The organism is Streptomyces sp. NPDC086989 (assembly GCF_044745505.1).
Taxonomy (GTDB): Bacteria; Actinomycetota; Actinomycetes; order Streptomycetales; family Streptomycetaceae; genus Streptomyces.
Map to the genome: position 1 here is coordinate 309372 of NZ_JBIVAL010000008.1, position 17208 is coordinate 326579.

The following is a 17208-nucleotide window of genomic DNA, read 5'->3' on the forward strand; positions in this document are numbered from 1 at the left end:
TGGAGGCGTCCGGGGGCAGAACGGCCGTGCGAGGGTGCCAGGGTCGCTGACCCGTTGGGCCGTCGGGAGTTCCGGTGCTCGAACGCACAACGGTGCCACGGCCGACTCCACACCCACCTGACAGGGGACTGTGATGGACGCGATCGTGCTGCTGCGCGACGACCACAAGACGGTCGAGAAGCTGTTCAAGCGTTTCGAGAAGACCTCCGACGACGACGTCGCCGAGCGTCGTGAGCTGGCTGACCAGGTGATCGAAGAACTGACGGTCCACGCGTGGATCGAGGAGCAGTACTTCTACCCCGCTGCCCGTGAGGCCGCACCCGACACCAAGGACCACGTGCTGGAAAGCATCGAGGAACATCACGCGGTGGTGTGGATGCTCTCCGAGCTCAAGGACATGGATCCGGCCGATGAGCGGTTCAAAGCCAAGATGAGCGTGCTGATGGAGCAGGTCCGGCACCACGTGGAGGAGGAGGAGCAGGACTGGTTCCCCGACGTCCGCAAGGCGATGGGGCGCAACCGGCTCGTCGAGCTCGGCGAGCAGCTCAACGCCGCCAAGGCGAGCGCACCGAGGGACCCGCTGGCCGTACCCAGCGCCGCCTCGAAGTGACCCGGCCGCGCCAGGGCGGCCGGACGGCACTGCTCGCGCTGTGCACGGTCCTCTTCGCCCTATGCGGTTGTGGAGCGCCGGCGGCCCGTGAGGACGCCGCGATCCGGACCGGAATGGCCTTCGAAGAGGCGCTGGCGACCGGTGACCACGCGCTGGCCTGCGTACTGCTGGCTCCTTCGACCCGCCGACAGCTCGTGCAAGATCGGCAGCAGGACTGCCCACGAGCCATCGCGGGCGAGGAACTGCCCAGGGGCGGTGGGCTACGCGGTGCCCAGGCGTACGGCCGGCAGGCGATGCTGCGCTTGACGGGCGACACCCTGTTCCTCTCCCAGTTCACCGACGGCTGGAAAGTGGTGGCCGCAGGCTGCGCACCCGAAGGCGACAAACCCTACGAGTGCTCGGTGAAGGGGGCCTGACATGCGCGCCCTGTTCATCACCACGCTGACCGTGATTCTTGGCGGACTCGCCTACTTCATCACCATCGGGGTGCTCCAGCGATGACAGAGGACCGACGCCGGGGCGGCTTCTGGCGGGACAACAGTCTGACCCTGGCCTTTGGTGGAGCCTTTCTGGTGACGCTGGCCTTCCAGGCCGTCGCCGGCCACGCCGAGTTCAACGAGCAGCTCACCGTGGACGGCCTCCAGCCCCTCGGATTCGCCGACTACCTGACCTCCTCCGACTTCGCCGTCGATGTGACGGAGAACTGGCAGTCGGAGTTCCTCCAGTTCTTCCTCTACATCTTCGGCACCGTTTGGCTCGTGCAGCGCGGGTCCCCGGAATCGAAGGAGGTCCACAAGACCGGCCCCGAAAGCGATCAGGAGCAGCGCATGGGCGACCACGCGCGAACCGATTCCCCGCGCTGGGCCGGAACCAAGGACTGGCGCCAGAACCTGTACTCCCGCTCCCTCGGGATCGTGATGGGCGCTCTGTTCATCTTGTCCTGGCTGGCCCAGTCCATCACCGGCACCGCTGCGTACAACGGCCAGCAGCTGCGCCAGCTCCAAGATCCCGTCAGCTGGGTCGGCTACCTCGGCACCCCCGACTTCTGGAACCGGACGCTGCAGAACTGGCAGTCCGAACTCCTCGCGGTCGCGGCCATGGTCGTGCTGTCCATCTATCTGCGCCAGCGCGGGTCCCCTGAGTCCAAGCCGGTCGGCGCCCCCCACACCAGCACCGGCATCGAAGGCTGAGCCGGGCCGGGCGAGACCCGCTCCTCTCACTTGCTGCGACGACGGCGCAGCCGAAGTGACGGACGAGTGCGCAGAGCGGTGCGAGCGGCGTTGGCGCCCGGGGCGCCGTGGACGCCTCCGCCGGGGTGCGCGCGGCGCGTCGTGCCACCGTGCGCCGGACCAGGACCGGCGCGGCCGCCCCGGCGACGGCCAGCAGCCGGGCGTACGGTCCGACCAGCCTCCGCCGCCGGGGGCGGCGGGCGGTGCGCACCACAGCCCGCGCGATGCGTTCGGGGGTCGCCATCGGGGGCAGGGAACGCAGGGAGCGACCGGTGTGGTTCGCCGCGTGCCGGAAGAACGGGGTGTCCACCCCGGTCGGCAGCACGGTACAGACCTTGATCCGCGGTTCGCCGAGCAGCAGCAGCTCCTCGCGCAGCACCTCGTCGACAGGTGGTGAGCGCGGCCTTGGACAGCGCGTAGCCGCCCATGTACGGAGCCGTCACATATCCACGAGTACCGACGCGACGTCGATAAGGGTGCCCCCGCCCTGGCGCCGCATGACCGGTACGGCGGCACGGGCCCCGAGTACGGCCCCCAGGACGTTGACGTCGATGACGCGGCGCAGTTGTCCCAGCGGCACCTGGTCGAACCGGCCCAGGATTCCGACGCCCGCCGCGTTGACCCATACGTCGATCCGGCCGAATCGGCGCACCGCGGCGCGGGCGAGCGCCTCGACCGCGCGCTCATCGCTCACATCCGTGGGAACAGCCAGCGCCTCGCCACCCCGTGCCCGGCATTCCCGGGCCACCTCCGCCAGCTGCACGCCGCTGCGGGCAGCCAGCACCACGTGCGCCCCCCGCCGGGCACACTCCACGGCAGTGACCCGGCCGACCCCGCTCGAAGCGCCGGTCACGACGACGACGGCACGATGCATCCTCACCCACTGCCTCTGACCGGTCGAGCCGGTTTCATGCGGCCCGCAACGTGTTACGTCGGACGTCGCGGCCCGCTCCGTGCCGACGCACACCACGCCTTTCACGGCAGATCCCGTTACGGCCGTCTCAGGTGTCGTGGACGCTGGAATGGGCAGGGGCCTCGTGCTCAGGGGGCCGCACACAAGGAGCGAGCGCATGTCCACCAAACCGACTTCCCACGTACCGCACGGCGAAGGCCCGAGCCGACACCAGGGGACCGATCAACACGGCTGGTCGCCCGACGTCGACTCGACGCACACCCAGGAGAACCCCAGCGCGCGCAAGTCATTCGAAACCCCGAAGACCACCCGCTCCAGCGGGAAGCGAAGGACGGGAACCCAGCCGGTCGACAAGGGCACCCCCGTGGAGAGCCAGTCGCGCCGGGGCGAGGAGCACGCGAAATCGGGCTCCAAGGGCCACCATGACCTGGGACCCAAGGGCCGTTCCGGCCGGCCGAGCGGGGGCAAGGACTCCTCCGCCTACTCCGGCGTCGACCCCGACGCGGACGGCGGCGAACTCCGCAAGGGCTGAACGACACCGAGGGGCGGGCAAAGACACCTGGGCCGGGCTACGGCGCCCCCGCAGCCCGGCCTCCCGCCCGTCTGCAGCAGCCGTGGAACGCGTAGAGGAGATGGCGGGGACGGCGGAGGCGGGTACGGTCCGGACGGCGTCAGGGCGTTCCGTGGTCAGGGCCGACGCTTCTCGTCGCTGTCGTCTCGCAGCCGACGGGCTTCCCGGCGCAGGCCGTCCACGCGCTCGGCGAGTTCCGCGTGGCCTTCCAGGTCCGCATGGGTGGCGGCCAGCGCCTCGACGAGGCGCGCCGCGCCCTGTTGCCCGAGGGCCGCGGTCAGATCCTCGATCCGGGCTTCGCTGGTGGCGGGGAGGTCGCTCAGCCCGATGATCTGCCCGGCGAGCTGGCGCAACGCGCCGATGTTCTGCTCCGCCCAGGCGGCGACGGTGCGGTCGGCGGCCCTCCGGTCACGGACGGCCTGGACGCGCTGTTCGCCGGTGGTTTCGGCGGCGCCGGGTCGCAACCGGAGGTAGCGGCGTTCGGCCGCCTGTCTGCTGGCCACGCCCAGCGGTCCGGCGAGCTCGGCCCAGCTGGCGCCGGATCCCCTGGCGGTTTCGATCAGGCCGCTCTCCCAGGCCGCGAGCGCCTCGCGGATCTCCCGCAGGAGCTGCAGGGCGGCCAGGGCCTGCTCAGGGGCCCCGTCCCGATCACCGGAAGGGGCGTCGTACGCCGCGTGCATCACGGCCTGGATGGCCAGCAGGGCGTCTGCCGCCGCGCCGGCCGAGGCCGGGCCGCCCGTGTGGCCCTCCCGCACGCGGCGGTTGGGCTGCACGGGGGTGTTCTCGTTCGCCCTTCCGCTGTCATCCATTCAGCGACTCCCTTGCTTGTCATCGTTTCGATGACATGCTACAACGGGAGGGCCAAACAGCGTATTGGCGGCGATGACCGGAAACCCCGCAACCCGCACGGAGGTGTTCTGCGAGCCGATGCGGACTGACATGCTCCGCCTGCGATGGGCCGGATCACCCACCCAGCGCTCGGCGGGACGCCGGTGCGTGGTCCAAGCAGTCGGCGGTGCCGACGGACGCCGACCGGCGCGGCGAGGAGTGCGTCACGGCGAGGAGCAGGTCATCGTCTTCGATCCGCCCGGCGTCCCGCGGACGGCCCCGCCGGCGGCGATACCGACCGCTCGTTGCCCACATACGAGAAGAAAGGCGCGCCTCATGCTCACCGACACGACGATCTCCCCCGACGTCACCGGCATGAGCTACCAGCAGCTGCTCGAACGCGTCCGCTATGACGGCGCCTATCCCACGACGGAGCGCGCCGCGGCAGCGGTACACCGGGTCATGTCCGCGTTGGGGCGTCAGATCAGCGGAGACGAACGCGGCGAACTCGCCCGGTGCCTTCCCGTGGAAGCAGCCCTCGCATTCACCGCCCAGATCCCCGATGCCCAGCCCCTCACCGGCTGGGCCTTCGTCAAGGACCTCGCCGCTCGGACCGGTGCCACCCCCGCGACCGCACGCTGGGAGGCGGGCACGGTGTTGGCGGCCGTGTCCCGCCTGGCGGGCCCGCACATCACGGCCCGACTCGTGGACCACCTGCCCGAAGGATGGGCCCTGCTGTTCGGCCTGCCGCAACTGCCCCGTCCCCAGCGCACCGTGTGAATCACGGGTAGTGGGCAGTGCCAGGGGGAGGGCGGCGGCCGGCCCTGTGCCGCTGCCGCCGCCTCCTCCTGCGTCAGTGACCGAGGGCGCTCTTCAGCTGTTGCTTCGTCATGGTGGAGCGGCCCTCGATACCGCGCTTCTTCGCCTCCTGGTACAGGTCGTCCTTCGTGCGCTCGGATGAACCGCCTCCGGACCTCTCGCCGCCACGCTGCGAGGAGGACTTGCCCTGCATGGAGCTGCGGCTCGCCGTCTTGCTCTCCCCCGAACGGGCGCGTTCCTTGTTCACCGTTCGGGAGGCCATCTCCTTCGCGCGGCCCTCCGACATGCCGCGCTCCTCACCCGACTCCTTGATGTGCTCGTACTGACGCTCGCGCTTGGGGCTGGATCCTCTGGGCATGGCACAACCTTTCATCGACGGGGTGATGTCACGGTCATGGTGCGCGTACCCGGATCCCGCCGCATCTCACGAGCGTCGGATCGGGCCGTCCCCGCCGCGGCGGCAGGGGTGGGTCGGAGGCCGTGCCTCGGCGCGTTCGACGGGCTCGTACGGCGGCCCTGGGGGAGAGTGGGGCACGGCACTCGGATGCCGATGACTCCTCGTCACGGAGGGAGGCCCGGTGCAGACGTTTCTTCCGTATCCGTCGTTCGACGCCTCGGCGGCTGCGCTGGATCAGCGAAGGCTCGGCAAGCAGCGGGTCGAAGCCGTGCAGGTGCTGCGCGGGCTGATCGTGCCGGGCTACGGATGGCGCAGGCATCCGGCGGTGCGGATGTGGGCGGGGTACGAGGAGGCCCTCGTCCGGTACGGGTTGGAGATCTGTGCGGCGTGGACCGCTGCGGGGCGTGCCGACACCTGTGCCGTCACCCTGGTCCAGGACTTCACCGCCGGGCAGTCGGGGAGGGGCCCGCGGTCGCAGGAGCAGCTGGCCGCGGACGGGGACCTGCCGCCGTGGCTGGGGACACCGGATTTCCACCGGAGCCACCAGTCCGCGCTGGTGCGCAAGGATCCCGCCTTCTACCGGGAGTACTTCCCCGACGTGCCGGACGATCTGCCGTACGTATGGCCGCGGTCCGACCGGGACACGGACGGCCCGAAGTGACGGACGTGCGGGCGGTGAGCTCGCTACCGGGCCGTGGGTCGTTGCCCGGCGTTCCCCTGGACGTGTGATCCGGACGGCAACCGTCTGCTTTTCCCGGCGGCGGTGTCGAGCAGCTCGATGAGGGCGGCCAGGGCTCCGCAACGCCGCGCTGACCACCCACAAAGCCGTCCGTCCTCCGGGCGGCGGGAGGCGCTGGGCGGACCGAAGCGGGTTTCAGGCGTGCCGCGGGAGCGCCTCCCGAGGGTCGGGGAGGAGCCGAACCCAGCAAGCGGATAGTTAATCCGGATGTGCTAGCGTCACTCCCGAGTAAACGGATGAACTATCCGATTGATGACCCGTGGAGGAGCGCATGAGGAAGGCAGCTGTGGTCACCGCCGGAACGGCGGGGATCGGCTTGGAGACGGCGCTAGGGCTAGCCGACGCCGGATTCGCGGTCACTGTGATCGGACGCGACGTTGAACGGGGTGCCAACGCGATCGAGCGGATCAACGCCACGGCCCCGGCGCACCCCGCCCGCTTCCTGTCCGCGGACCTCGCCTCGCTCGAGCAGGTGCGTGCGCTCGCCCATGAGATCGCTGCCGACCAGGCCGCCTCGGGGGAGCCGCTGGCGGTGCTGGTCAACAACGTGGGCGCGATGTTCGCCGAACGCCAGACCCGGGGCGGTGTGGAGGCGTCGTTCGTCGTCAACCACCTCTCGCCCTACCTCCTGACCGAACTTCTGCTGCCCACGCTCACGGCCGGTGCGCCGAGCAGGATCGTGAACGTGACGTCAGGCGCGGTCGCCGTGGCCAAGCGAGTGTTTGACGCCGCCGAGCCGCCGGGCGGCTACTACGGCTTCCACTGGTACGGTCGCGCCAAGCTCGCCAACCTGGCCTACACGTTGGATCTGGCGGCCCGGCTGGACGGCACGGGCGTCTCGGTCTTCGCCGCCGATCCCGGAGGGGCCGCGACCGACATGACGAACGGCACCATGACCGATCCGAAGATCGTGTCGCCCGCCCTGCGGCTGCTGTGGCCGCTGGTGCGCCGCACGTTCGAACGCTCGACCTCGGGTCCGGCTTCCGCGGCCGCCCGGCCCTCCATCGTGGCCGCCACCGACGGCGCACTGACCGGCCGGACCGGCCTCCTCATCGGCGCCCAGGCGCAGCCGGTCTCCCCCCACCGGGCGGCGGCCGACCCGCGTGTTGTCGAAGCCGTGCGCCGACTCAGCGAACGGCACGCACCGCTCGCCCCCGCCTGAGCCGTGCACCCGGGGCGCCGCGGACGCCGTGCGAGCCGGGGCCATCCGGATGAACCATCCGATTAGCATGGCCCCATGACGACACCTCTACGCAAGGACGCGGTCCGCAACTGGGAGCGGATCGTCTCCGTCGCCCGCGACGTGGTCGACGAGGGAACACCGTTGCAGCTCAACGACGTCGCACGTCGGGCCGGGCTCGGGGTCGGCACGGTCTACCGGCACTTCGCCACGCCCGAGGCGTTGCTGGAGACCGTCGCCACCCCCTGCCTGGAGGACCTGGCCGCTCACGGCCGGCAGGCGCTGGCCGATGGCGACCCCTGGCGCAGCCTGACGGGCTTCCTCCTGCGCACCGTCGAGGCGCAGGTCACCGACGCCGCTCTGCCCCCGGTCGCGGCCGCGGCCACGGACGCCGTACCGCGCACCACAGAACTCAAGCGGTCGATCGCGTCGGCCGGCGCCGCTCTCCTCGCCCGGGCCCGTGATGCCGCAGTGGTCCGCCCCGACCTGACCGCCGCCGACCTCGTCCCCCTCATGTGCGGCATCGCCCACGCCGTGAGCGTCCACGGCGGTACCCCCGCCGACCGGGCCGACACCGCGCACCGCTACCTCGCCGCCCTGCTCGAAGGCTTGCGCACGACACCACCGAGCGCGTAAGGGACCCGCTCCACGGCATATCGGCGCCACGCGGCATGTCCCACCGGCCCTGCCGTCCCCGGATGACGGAGACTGGAATCACCGGACGGGTCGGACCTGCGGGCCCGGCCCGCGGCCGCCACCGACTGGCGCGGCCAGGGCGACAGCGACAACGGCACAGCGGCACAGCGGCACAGCGGCACGAGACGATAGGCGGGCTCCGATGTCTCGCACAGCACTCATCGTGATCGACATGCTCAACACGTACGCACACGAGGACGCCGAACCGTTGGTCGCGTCCGTACGCAAGACGCTCCCCGGGGTCACGACGCTGCTGGAGCACGCGCGAGCCAGCGACTCGCCCGTCATCTACGTGAACGACAATTTCGGGGACTGGCGCTCCCACCACGGGGAAATCCTGCAGACCGCCCTCGACGGCCGCCACGGCGACTTGGTGGAACCGGTTGCGCCTGACGAGAACTCGCTCTTCGTCGTCAAGGCGCGCCACTCGATCTTCTTCGAAACCCCCCTGGCCTACCTGTTGGGCCAGCTCGGCACCGAGCGCCTGGTCATGTGTGGCCAGGTGACCGAACAGTGCGTGATGTACTCGGCCCTGGACGCCCACATCCGTCACTTCGAAGTCGTCGTAGCGGCCGACGCGGTCGCCCACATCGATGCCGACCTGGCCGAAGCGGCCTTGGAAATGATGCGCCGCAACATGTCCGCGGACATCTGTGCGGTGGACGAGGTCACGTTCGACGCCCGGTGTGTGAAGTGACGTTGGGTCAGCGTGACCGCGTCGTCCGGCGCGGCGGCGCGGTGGGCGTGGTGGCGTGGTGGCGTGGTGGCGCGAGTCTGGCAGAGACGAGCCGGCCGGCCGGTCCGTCGCCGCAAAGCCCAAGCCGACCGGTCACGCGGTTGGGGCAGTTCGTACGGGGCAGTCGCCGACCATGAGCGACCCTGAGTCGGCGGTGGAACTGTCGGGGGCGACCGGAGACGACGGCGTGGCCGACCTGGCGCGGTGGGTGGGCATCGAGTCGGTTTCATCCGACGCGCACCGGAGTGAGGACGTACGCCGGTCCGCCGGGTGGCTGGCGGACGCCATGCGCCGCACCGGCGTTCCCCGGGTTGAGATCTGGGAGACGGAAGGCCTGCCCGCCGTCTACGGGTGCTGGCCGGCCACCGATCCGGAGGCCCCCGTCCTGCTGGTCTACAGCCACCATCTGGATGGCCGACACCGGCACGTACGCAGCTGACGGCGAAACGGGGTTCTCGGTGCCGGAGCGACTGTGGGCCCGTCCCTCCGTGGAGGTCGCCCGGCTCACGGCCGGCCGCACCGACGCTCCCGCGCTCGGGCTCATCCCGGCCGAGGCGAGCGCGGACCTGCTGTTCAGACTCGTACCGGACCAGCGGGCGGACCGGGTCGCCGAGCAGCTGCACGCCTGGCTGGATGAGCACCGCCGGCCCGGCTTCACGTACGCCCTGGAGGTCTCCTCGACCATCTCCGACCCGTACCGGACGCCTCCCGGCCACCCTGCACTGGCGGTTCTCGCACGTGCGGTCAGCCATGCCTACGGCGCTCCGGCCCGGTACATCGGCAACGGCGGGGCCGCCCCCGCCGCACAGCTCGCCCGCGCCTGCACGGCTCCCGTGCTCTTCTTCGGGACGGGACTCCCCGGGGACCGCTGGCACGGGCCCGAGGAGAGGGCGGAGATCCGAGCACTTGACCTGGGTGTCCGCACGCTGACCCGGTTCCTCGAACAACTGGCGTCGGCGCCCGGACCTCCGCCGAAGCGGTAGGCACCGAGGGCCCCGGCCGTCGCCCATCGGGGCGCCGCACGTGGCGTGTCGCCCACGTTTTCGTCACGGACCACGGGGCAGGCGCGGCGCATGGACCAGTCAAAGGCACCCGTACTCGACGCGTTGGCCGCCTACCACGAAAGCGGTCAGACGCCCTTCACGCCGCCGGGACACAAACAGGGACGGGGCGCCGATCCCAGGGTGCGGGCCGTCCTGGGTGACGCCGTGTTCCGGTCCGACGTCCTCGCCACCAGCGGCCTGGACGACCGTACGTCGTCCCAGGGCGTTCTCGAGGAAGCACAGGCGTTGATGGCCGACGCCGTGGGCGCGGAGCATGCCTTCTTCTCCACTTGCGGCAGCTCGTTGTCGGTCAAGTCGGCGATGCTGTCCGTCGCCGGACCGCACGAGAAGCTGTTGGTCGGCCGGGACGCGCACAAATCCGTGGTGTCGGGCCTCATCCTTTCGGGCATACAGCCCGTCTGGGTCGAGCCGCAGTGGGACGCCGAGCGCCATCTGGCGCACCCGCCGTCCGCCGAGGCCTTCGAGGCGGTGTTCGCTGAACACCCGGACGCCCGCGGGGCGCTGGTCACCACGCCCACCCCCTACGGAACCTGTTCGGACCTGGCAGCCATCGCCGAGGTCTGCCACCGCCGGGGCAAGCCCCTGATCGTCGACGAGGCGTGGGGCGCCCACCTGCCGTTCCATCCCGACCTTCCCACCTGGGCCATGGACGCCGGAGCCGACGTGTGCGTCACCTCCGTCCACAAAATGGGCTCCGGCCTGGAGCAGAGTTCGGTGTTCCACCTCCAGGGCGATCTGGTCAAACCCGAAGTGCTGAAGGGACGCGAGGACCTGCTGGGCACCACCAGCCCCTCCGTGCTCATCTATGCCGCACTGGACGGATGGCGTCGGCAGATGGTGGAACACGGCGAGGCCCTCTACGACCAGGCGCTCGCCCTCGCACAGAAGACCCGCGACCGCATCGGCCGTATCGACGGGATGCACGTCCACGGCCGCGACGACTTCTGCGGACCGGGCCGGGCGGCCGACATGGACCCCCTCCAGATCATCATCGACATCAGCGCGTGGGAGGTGACCGGCTACCGTGCCGCCGACTGGCCGCGGGACAAGCACCGCATCAACCTCCACGTCGCCGACCACCGCCGCATCAGCGCACAGCTCACCCACGCCGACGACGGCGACACCACCGAGGTGCTGCTGAGGGCGCTGACGGACCTGGCCGAGCACGTTCCGGAGCTCCGTACGGGACAGCCCGTTGAGGTCCCCCCGCCTTCGAGGCTGCGGTTGGAGCAGACGACTCTGCCCCGCGACGCCTTCTTCGGCCGTACGGAACAGGTGTCCTGGCAGAGGGCCAGTGGCCGGATCGCCGCGGAGATGCTGACCCCGTACCCGCCCGGTATCCCGGCGGTCCTTCCCGGCGAGCGCCTCACCGAAGACGTGCTGCGCTACCTGCGGACCGGCGTGGATGCGGGCATGATCGTGCCGGACGCGGTCGACACCGACGTCATGAGCGTCCGGGTACTCCGGGAAGAGTGACGGCTGACTCCGCCTCTTGACTTCCGCCGCAGATGCTTGCGCATCAGAGCTCCGCGGGGTCCTGCTGTTCGAGGGGGTGCAGGGCCGGTCCCTGGAGAACGTCGCCGTCGATGCCGAAGCGGGAGCCGTGGCAGGGGCACTCCCACGTCCGCTCGGCGTTGTTGAAGGCGACGAGGCACCCCATGTGGGTGCAGACGGCGGACACGGCGTGCAGCTCGCCCCGGTCGTCGAGGTGTACGGCGCAGGGCCTGCCGGCCGCCCGGACGACGGTTCCCTGGCCCGGCCGCAGGCTCCGGACGGGGCCGTTGGTGCCGTCACCGAGCGTGTCCAGGCGGTCCTTGACGAAGTGCCTCGCGGTGTCCCACTGCGCTCCGAGCAGCGCGGGGGCGGAGCGGAGAGCGGAGCCGAGCCGGCCTGGGTCGTAGAGACCGCCCCAGGGCTCGTCCTCCCCGGCGACGAGGGAGGCGATGACCAACCCGGCCAGGACTCCGCCCGTCATGCCCCAGCCGGCGAAGCCGGTGGCGACGTAGACGCCTTCGCCGTGCGTGGGGAGCCGGCCGATCAGGGGCAGGGCGTCCGTGGCGCTGTTGTCCTGTGCCGCCCACCGGTGGGTCATCGTGGCATCGGGGAAGTGTCGCTCGGTCCAGGTGCTGAGGTCGGCGTAGCCGGCTTCGGTGTCTTGCCCCGTACCGGGTGTGAAAGCCGCTCCGGTGACGATCAGGAGCCGGTTGCCGCCCCTGAGCGGCGCCGTGCGCACGGACCGCTTGCCGCCCTCCTGGGTGATGTACATGCCTTCGGGGTCCCGGTGAGGGGGCAGCGAGCCCGCGATCACGAGGTCGCGGTGCTGGGTGAGCCGGGCGGCGAGCACCGAGCGGTCGAAGACGGGGTGGTGCGTGGCGATGACGACGTGCCGGGATGCAACGGTGGCTCCGGAGTCGGTGGTGAGCAGGCAGGGATCCCCGTCGTCGAGTCGGGTGACGCGGGTGCCCTCGTGGATCCGGCCACCGAGCGCGACGATCTCGTCGACGAGCCCGTGCAGGTACTTGAGCGGATGGAACTGGGCCTGGTCCTCGACCCTGACGGCGCCCGCGACGGGGAAGGGCAGACCGGTGTCGGTGCCGAACGACGCGCTGAGTCCGGCTGACCGTGCAGCGTCGGCTTCCGCGCGCAGGCCGTCGACGCCCTCGGACTGCTCGCAGTAGGTGAATGCGGGGCGTCTTTCCAGTTCGCAGTCGACGCCGAGCGCTTCGGACACCTCGATGACGTGCCGGAGCGCGGCGCTCTGGGAGGCTGCATAACGGCGAGCCGCGTCGTCCCCGTGCTCGCTGCGGAGCGTGTCGTACACGGCGGTGTGCAGGGCGGTCAGCTTGCCCGTCGTATGGCCGGTGACGCCGCCCGCCAGCCGGTCCGCTTCCAGCACGATGACCGTGAGGCCGGCGCGGGCGAGCTCCCATGCGGTGCTGAGGCCCGCGATGCCGGCGCCGATGACCGCCGCGTCCGCCTCCGTAGCCCCCGAAAGAGGGGCGAAGGACGGCAGGGCTGCCGTCTGCATCCAGTAGGAGCGGCCGTTTTCCCGGATTCGGTTCATACCGGGCGACTGCCCGGGAAACCCGCGATCGATACGTCGCCGTGCCGCGCGAGGCCACCCCGCCAGGTCGGCCTGCGGATCGATCATGGGTCGGGTGCGTAGCGGAAAAGACGGGCATTCCGGTTCGCCGGTGCGGCCGGGGGCACGCGCACCCCGAGGGGACACGCACGGCAGCACACTCTGCGAGGAGGCGTCATGAAGGCACTCACCTGGCACGGTAAGCGGGACGTACGGGTCGACACGGTTCCCGACCCCGCCATCCAGGACCGCGACGACGTGATCGTGAAGGTCACGACCACCGGGCTGTGCGGCTCGGACCTCCACCTCTACGAGGTACTGGGAGCCTTCATCGACCCCGGCGACATCCTGGGCCACGAGCCCATGGGCATCGTCGAGGAGGCGGGGCCCGAGGTCACCGCACTGAAGCCCGGGGACCGGGTGGTGATCCCCTTCAACGTCTCGTGCGGCTCGTGCTTCATGTGTGACCAAGGGCTCCAGTCCCAATGCGAGACGACGCAGGTCCGCGAGCACGGAACGGGGGCATCCCTTTTCGGCTACACGAAACTCTACGGCCAGGTACCGGGCGGCCAGGCCGAGTACCTGCGGGTCCCGTTCGGCAACAGCCTTCCCGTCCGGGTCCCGGACGGCCCGTCCGACGAACGTTTCGTCTACCTGTCCGACGTGCTGCCCACGTCATGGCAGGCAGTCAAGTACGCCTCCGTCCCGCCGGGCGGCAGCGTCGCGGTACTGGGCTTGGGCCCCATCGGCGATATGAGCTGCCGCGTGGCCGCCCACCTCGGCGCCGAAACGATCATCGGCATCGACCTCGTACCGGAACGGCTCGCGCGGGCCCGCCGGCGCGGCACCGCCACCCTGGACCTGAAAGAGTGCGGCGAGGGCCTGACGGATGCCGTCAGGGAACTCACCGGAGGGCGCGGCCCGGACGCCGTCATCGATGCCGTCGGCATGGAAGCCCACGGCAGCCGCATCGCCGGCGTGGCGCAGGAGATGACCACGTTCCTGCCGGACGCCATGGCCGCGGCCCTGATGAAACGCGCAGGCGTCGACCGGCTGTCCGCGCTCCACACCGCCATCGACCTCGTCCGCCGCGGCGGCACCGTGTCCGTGTCCGGCGTCTACGGAGGTGCGGCGGATCCGCTTCCGCTGCTGACCATGTTCGACAAGCAGCTCACGCTGCGCATGGGACAGGCCAACGTGTTGCGCTGGGTCGACGACATCCTGCCCGTCCTCACCGACGGGGACCCGCTCGGCGTGGACGATTTCGCGACCCACCGCTTGCCCCTCGACCGGGCCCCGGAGGCGTACGAGATGTTCCAGAAGAAGCAGGACGGAGTCGTCAAGGTCCTGTTCACTCCGTGATCTGAGTACGTCCGCCGTGCGCTCCCCTTAAGCGGACCGTGTCAAGGCCGGGTTGGGGGATCCGCGTGCGTCGTGGCCCGGCGGGGGTGGCTCCCGACCGGCTCCACGCCGCAGGCGCGCGCTGCCATGCCGGGGGCGCCGTCGGGTCGACGGTGCGGGCTGTGGCTCAGCGGGTCAGCGTGGGCATGGCAGACGAATCGCCCGCTCGACACTCATCCCTGTCACCTTATTGATGACATTCAACTTGTCATCGTTCCGATGACGTGCTACAACGGAAGCACGTTGAAGCGCATTGGCAGTCTCTCTGCCTGAACCAATGGAGGTGTTTCGCGATGTTGATGCGCACCGACCCGTTCCGCGAGATGGACCGGATCGTCCAGCAGCTGTCGGGTACGTCGGGTACGTGGTCGAAGCCTTCGGTCATGCCGATGGACGCCTACCGCGAGGGCGACGAGTACGTGATCGCGTTCGACCTGCCCGGTGTGAGCACCGAGGCGATCGACGTCGACGTCGAGCGGAACATGCTTCGGGTGAAGGCCGAACGCAGGCCCACCGCAAACTCCGACACCGTACAGATGGAGCTCTCCGAGCGGCCGCTCGGTGTCTTCTCCCGCCAGATCGTCCTGGCGGACACCCTCGACACCGAGCGCATCCAGGCCGACTACGAAGCGGGTGTGCTGACCCTGCGCATCCCGATCGCGGAGCGTGCCAAGCCCCGCAAGATCAGCATCGGTGGCGAGGCGGACCGCAAGCAGATCTCCGGCTGAAGTCCCGGCACGTCGCGGCACTCCCGCCGCGAGCTGGCACTCCCGGCACGAGCGTGCGGAGGGCGGGGGATCCTTTCTTCCTCCGGCACCCGCCCTCCGCGACCCCTCGCCCTCTTCACCGCCCGCCGCCTCCCCCCGGCAGGCCGTCGGCTTCAGGCGGGCCGGGCGGGGCCCAGTGCGACGGGTCCGACGCCGGGGGAGGCGTGGGCCAACGGTTCCGCACAGGGGTCGGGGAGGCCGGAGGCCCGGGTGAGGGACTGCGCCAACGACAGCACGCTCGCCCTGTACAGCGGCCACGGTTCGTGCCTGACCGGGGTGCGCCACAGGCGTCCGGCACATAGCGAGTAGGCGTGGAAGCGCTCGGTGAGCCACAGGTCGAGAGGCGCCGCCGCCGCAGTGCCCGCGTTCCGCACCACGAGGTCGTACTCCGGTCCACTGGGCCGACGGCTGCCGGTGTAGCGGCAGTCCGGTCCGTCCGGGGCGACGGTGAGTCCGGCGAGCCGGTAGGGGATCCCGAGCAGGCGAGCCGCGAGCAACAGGGGCTGGGTCACTTCGAGCGAGAGGAACCAGAGGCCGGACGGCCCGCCAGGATGGCGCACGTAGGTCCGCAGATTGGTTTCAGGGAAGGTGTCCGGGACCATCGGCAGCCCGCATACCCGTACGGCGGACATCACGAACGGTGTCAGACTCACCCATGCCCGCCCGTCGTACAGATCCGGCTCAAGGCCCGGCGGCAGCAAGGCCTGCAGATCTTGCGAACGGTAGGGCCAGTGCACGAACGCCTGAAGACGCCAGTGCATCGACAGCACCGGCAGCCGGACGGCAGGCGCGGCCACCGCGCCACGGTCCCCGCAGGAGTCAGTCACAGCGGCGGCTCCCACTGGTTGACGGCGCGTCCTCTCTTCGACGCTACGCCCCGCGTCGGACCCGGCAAAACTCCGCGCAAAGACCCGTTTTATTGTTTTATGCGGGATTCATGGGTAGAGGCCGGACGTCACTCCGTATTGAGGAGGTCGTCATGGCATCAATGCACCGTGCGCCGATCGAAGAGCACCCGGACCTGATGGAGCTGCGGGCCCGGCACGACCGCGCCGCCGTCACGCCGCGCGCCCAGATGGTCGAGGCCCTTGCACTGATCACGGGGCTCTACCTCGCGGCGTCCCCGTGGATCGTCGGATTCAACGCCTTCACGACCCTCACGGTCACGAACCTGATCGTCGGCCTCGCCTACATGCTGCTCCTGGGAGGCCTCGGCACGTCGTACGAGCGCACCCACTCCATGGCATGGGCCGCAGCCGCCCTCGGTGTCTGGACCTGCATCGCACCCTGGGTCGTCGCCGGGGACGTCGCCCACACCCGCACGATCACGAGCAACCTCATCACCGGCGCCGTCGCCACCCTGCTCGCCCTCGCCGCCGCCTCCGGCGCCCGGGACATGAACCACCGCCGCTACCCGGGCGTGGAGCACCAGCGCAGCATGCCGGGCCTCCGCTAGGTCTGCAGCACAGCGGTCGACCAGGAACCATCCCCAGCCCCGCTATCGTCCCTGCGGGGAGGGACGGGTCGGGGTGGGGGTCGGGTGGGTTGTCTGGGCGGGGTCGTAGAGTGCTCGGTAGTGCCTGTGGGGGCGTTTGTGTGAGGGCGTCGGACGGGATGCGGATGGACGGGTTGGGGCAGGTGCCTGGGGATGCCGTGTTGTCGCGGTGGGTGTCGGCGGCGGTGGCGTTCGAGGGTTGGGAGAGTATCGCCGAGGCGCGTCGGCTGGCGGCTTCGTTCCTGGACGGCCTGGGGACCGTGCACGGGTTGACGGTTTCTGAGTGGGTGTCTCAGACGGTGCAGCTGGTGGTGAGTGAGCTGGTGACCAATACGCGCAAGTATGCTCCCGGTCCCTGCCTGCTGACGTTGGAGGTCGTGGAGGGCGGGATCGAGGTGAGTGTGTGGGACAGCAGTCCGACGCCTCCGAAGATCATGCCTCCTGACCCGTTCAGGGTGGGTCAGCACGGTTTGGAGATCATTGCCCGTACGGCCAGGAGTGTGCGGATCAGCCGCGAACCGGTGGGTAAGCGGATCACTGCCGTGGTGGCGCTGGACGACGTAGCCCGCTGACCGGAAGGCGCAACGTCATGGCGCCAGGATCCGTGCGCGGGGCAGAAGCCGGCGGCCCGGGCCAGCGGTGTGAACACGGGCCAGCGCTCCCCGCCCGCCAGGTCGTCGG

At 70.4% G+C, this 17208-nt stretch carries 21 protein-coding genes; 16 read left to right on the forward strand and 5 right to left on the reverse strand.

Annotation, left to right across the window (positions count from 1 at the left end; translation table 11 throughout):
- Positions 1-133: 133 nt before the first annotated feature.
- From ACIPK4_RS21670 to ACIPK4_RS21680, 3 genes are all read left to right on the forward strand, one after another.
- Positions 134-610 (forward strand): hemerythrin domain-containing protein, encoded by a 477-nt coding sequence (locus ACIPK4_RS21670; RefSeq protein ID WP_402314953.1) that lies wholly within the window; start codon positions 134-136, stop codon positions 608-610.
- Between the two features lie 113 nt (positions 611-723).
- Positions 724-1026 carry a hypothetical protein gene (locus tag ACIPK4_RS21675; RefSeq protein WP_402314954.1) on the forward strand — a complete coding sequence of 101 codons (303 nt, stop codon included), beginning with the start codon at positions 724-726 and terminating at the stop codon, positions 1024-1026.
- An 81-nt stretch (positions 1027-1107) separates the two neighbouring features.
- Positions 1108-1800, forward strand: a complete 693-nt coding sequence (locus ACIPK4_RS21680) for a DUF6766 family protein (RefSeq protein ID WP_402314956.1) — start codon at positions 1108-1110, stop codon at positions 1798-1800.
- Positions 1801-2278: 478 nt separating this feature from the next.
- Here ACIPK4_RS21680 and ACIPK4_RS21685 read toward each other — a convergent pair whose 3' ends face one another.
- The gene (locus ACIPK4_RS21685) at positions 2279-2713 is read right to left on the reverse strand and encodes an SDR family NAD(P)-dependent oxidoreductase (RefSeq protein WP_402315204.1); all 435 of its coding nucleotides are present in this window, start codon (positions 2711-2713) and stop codon (positions 2279-2281) included.
- Between the two features lie 196 nt (positions 2714-2909).
- Here ACIPK4_RS21685 and ACIPK4_RS21690 point away from each other — a divergent pair, with 196 nt between their 5' ends.
- A complete protein-coding gene (locus ACIPK4_RS21690; protein WP_402314958.1) occupies positions 2910-3284 on the forward strand; it encodes a hypothetical protein in 375 nt (124 codons plus the stop codon).
- A gap of 155 nt (positions 3285-3439) precedes the next feature.
- Here ACIPK4_RS21690 and ACIPK4_RS21695 read toward each other — a convergent pair whose 3' ends face one another.
- Positions 3440-4132, reverse strand: coding sequence for a hypothetical protein (locus tag ACIPK4_RS21695; RefSeq protein ID WP_402314960.1), 693 nt, complete (start codon positions 4130-4132; stop codon positions 3440-3442).
- A 355-nt stretch (positions 4133-4487) separates the two neighbouring features.
- Here ACIPK4_RS21695 and ACIPK4_RS21700 point away from each other — a divergent pair, with 355 nt between their 5' ends.
- Positions 4488-4931: a DUF2267 domain-containing protein gene (locus ACIPK4_RS21700; RefSeq protein WP_402314962.1), complete on the forward strand. Its 444-nt coding sequence runs from the start codon at positions 4488-4490 to the stop codon at positions 4929-4931.
- A 73-nt stretch (positions 4932-5004) separates the two neighbouring features.
- Here the strand turns inward: ACIPK4_RS21700 and ACIPK4_RS21705 are convergent, their stop codons facing one another.
- The gene (locus ACIPK4_RS21705) at positions 5005-5328 is read right to left on the reverse strand and encodes a plasmid stabilization protein (RefSeq protein WP_402314964.1); all 324 of its coding nucleotides are present in this window, start codon (positions 5326-5328) and stop codon (positions 5005-5007) included.
- 220 nt (positions 5329-5548) lie between these two features.
- On the opposite strand from ACIPK4_RS21705, the gene ACIPK4_RS21710 reads away from it, so the two are divergent.
- From ACIPK4_RS21710 to ACIPK4_RS21740, 7 genes are all read left to right on the forward strand, one after another.
- Positions 5549-6028 (forward strand): MSMEG_6728 family protein, encoded by a 480-nt coding sequence (locus ACIPK4_RS21710; protein ID WP_402314966.1) that lies wholly within the window; start codon positions 5549-5551, stop codon positions 6026-6028.
- Between the two features lie 349 nt (positions 6029-6377).
- Positions 6378-7268, forward strand: coding sequence for an SDR family NAD(P)-dependent oxidoreductase (locus tag ACIPK4_RS21715; RefSeq protein ID WP_402314968.1), 891 nt, complete (start codon positions 6378-6380; stop codon positions 7266-7268).
- 75 nt (positions 7269-7343) lie between these two features.
- On the forward strand, positions 7344-7922 hold the full coding sequence (locus tag ACIPK4_RS21720; RefSeq protein ID WP_402314970.1) for a TetR/AcrR family transcriptional regulator: 579 nt from the start codon (positions 7344-7346) through the stop codon (positions 7920-7922).
- Positions 7923-8124: 202 nt separating this feature from the next.
- Complete coding sequence (locus ACIPK4_RS21725; protein WP_402314972.1) at positions 8125-8679, forward strand: isochorismatase family cysteine hydrolase; 555 nt, start codon at positions 8125-8127, stop codon at positions 8677-8679.
- 172 nt (positions 8680-8851) lie between these two features.
- Positions 8852-9157 carry a hypothetical protein gene (locus ACIPK4_RS21730; RefSeq protein ID WP_402314974.1) on the forward strand — a complete coding sequence of 102 codons (306 nt, stop codon included), beginning with the start codon at positions 8852-8854 and terminating at the stop codon, positions 9155-9157.
- The gene (locus tag ACIPK4_RS21735) at positions 9129-9701 is read left to right on the forward strand and encodes a M20/M25/M40 family metallo-hydrolase (RefSeq protein ID WP_402314976.1); all 573 of its coding nucleotides are present in this window, start codon (positions 9129-9131) and stop codon (positions 9699-9701) included. The genes ACIPK4_RS21730 and ACIPK4_RS21735 overlap by 29 nt, the downstream gene beginning before the upstream one ends.
- A 90-nt stretch (positions 9702-9791) precedes the next feature.
- On the forward strand, positions 9792-11258 hold the full coding sequence (locus ACIPK4_RS21740; RefSeq protein WP_402314978.1) for an aminotransferase class I/II-fold pyridoxal phosphate-dependent enzyme: 1467 nt from the start codon (positions 9792-9794) through the stop codon (positions 11256-11258).
- A gap of 43 nt (positions 11259-11301) precedes the next feature.
- Here the strand turns inward: ACIPK4_RS21740 and ACIPK4_RS21745 are convergent, their stop codons facing one another.
- Positions 11302-12846, reverse strand: a complete 1545-nt coding sequence (locus tag ACIPK4_RS21745; RefSeq protein ID WP_402314979.1) for an FAD-dependent oxidoreductase — start codon at positions 12844-12846, stop codon at positions 11302-11304.
- Positions 12847-13041: 195 nt separating this feature from the next.
- Here ACIPK4_RS21745 and ACIPK4_RS21750 point away from each other — a divergent pair, with 195 nt between their 5' ends.
- Positions 13042-14226, forward strand: coding sequence for a zinc-dependent alcohol dehydrogenase (locus ACIPK4_RS21750; RefSeq protein ID WP_402314981.1), 1185 nt, complete (start codon positions 13042-13044; stop codon positions 14224-14226).
- 332 nt (positions 14227-14558) lie between these two features.
- A complete protein-coding gene (locus ACIPK4_RS21755; RefSeq protein ID WP_402314982.1) occupies positions 14559-14993 on the forward strand; it encodes an Hsp20/alpha crystallin family protein in 435 nt (144 codons plus the stop codon).
- A 152-nt stretch (positions 14994-15145) separates the two neighbouring features.
- Here ACIPK4_RS21755 and ACIPK4_RS21760 read toward each other — a convergent pair whose 3' ends face one another.
- Entirely contained in the window at positions 15146-15829 is a 684-nt protein-coding gene (locus tag ACIPK4_RS21760) for a YqjF family protein (RefSeq protein WP_402314983.1), read from the reverse strand.
- 182 nt (positions 15830-16011) lie between these two features.
- On the opposite strand from ACIPK4_RS21760, the gene ACIPK4_RS21765 reads away from it, so the two are divergent.
- Both ACIPK4_RS21765 and ACIPK4_RS21770 read left to right on the forward strand, forming a co-directional pair.
- The gene (locus ACIPK4_RS21765; protein ID WP_402314985.1) at positions 16012-16488 is read left to right on the forward strand and encodes an SPW repeat protein; all 477 of its coding nucleotides are present in this window, start codon (positions 16012-16014) and stop codon (positions 16486-16488) included.
- 158 nt (positions 16489-16646) lie between these two features.
- Positions 16647-17099 (forward strand): ATP-binding protein, encoded by a 453-nt coding sequence (locus ACIPK4_RS21770; protein WP_402314987.1) that lies wholly within the window; start codon positions 16647-16649, stop codon positions 17097-17099.
- Positions 17100-17208 lie beyond the last annotated feature (109 nt).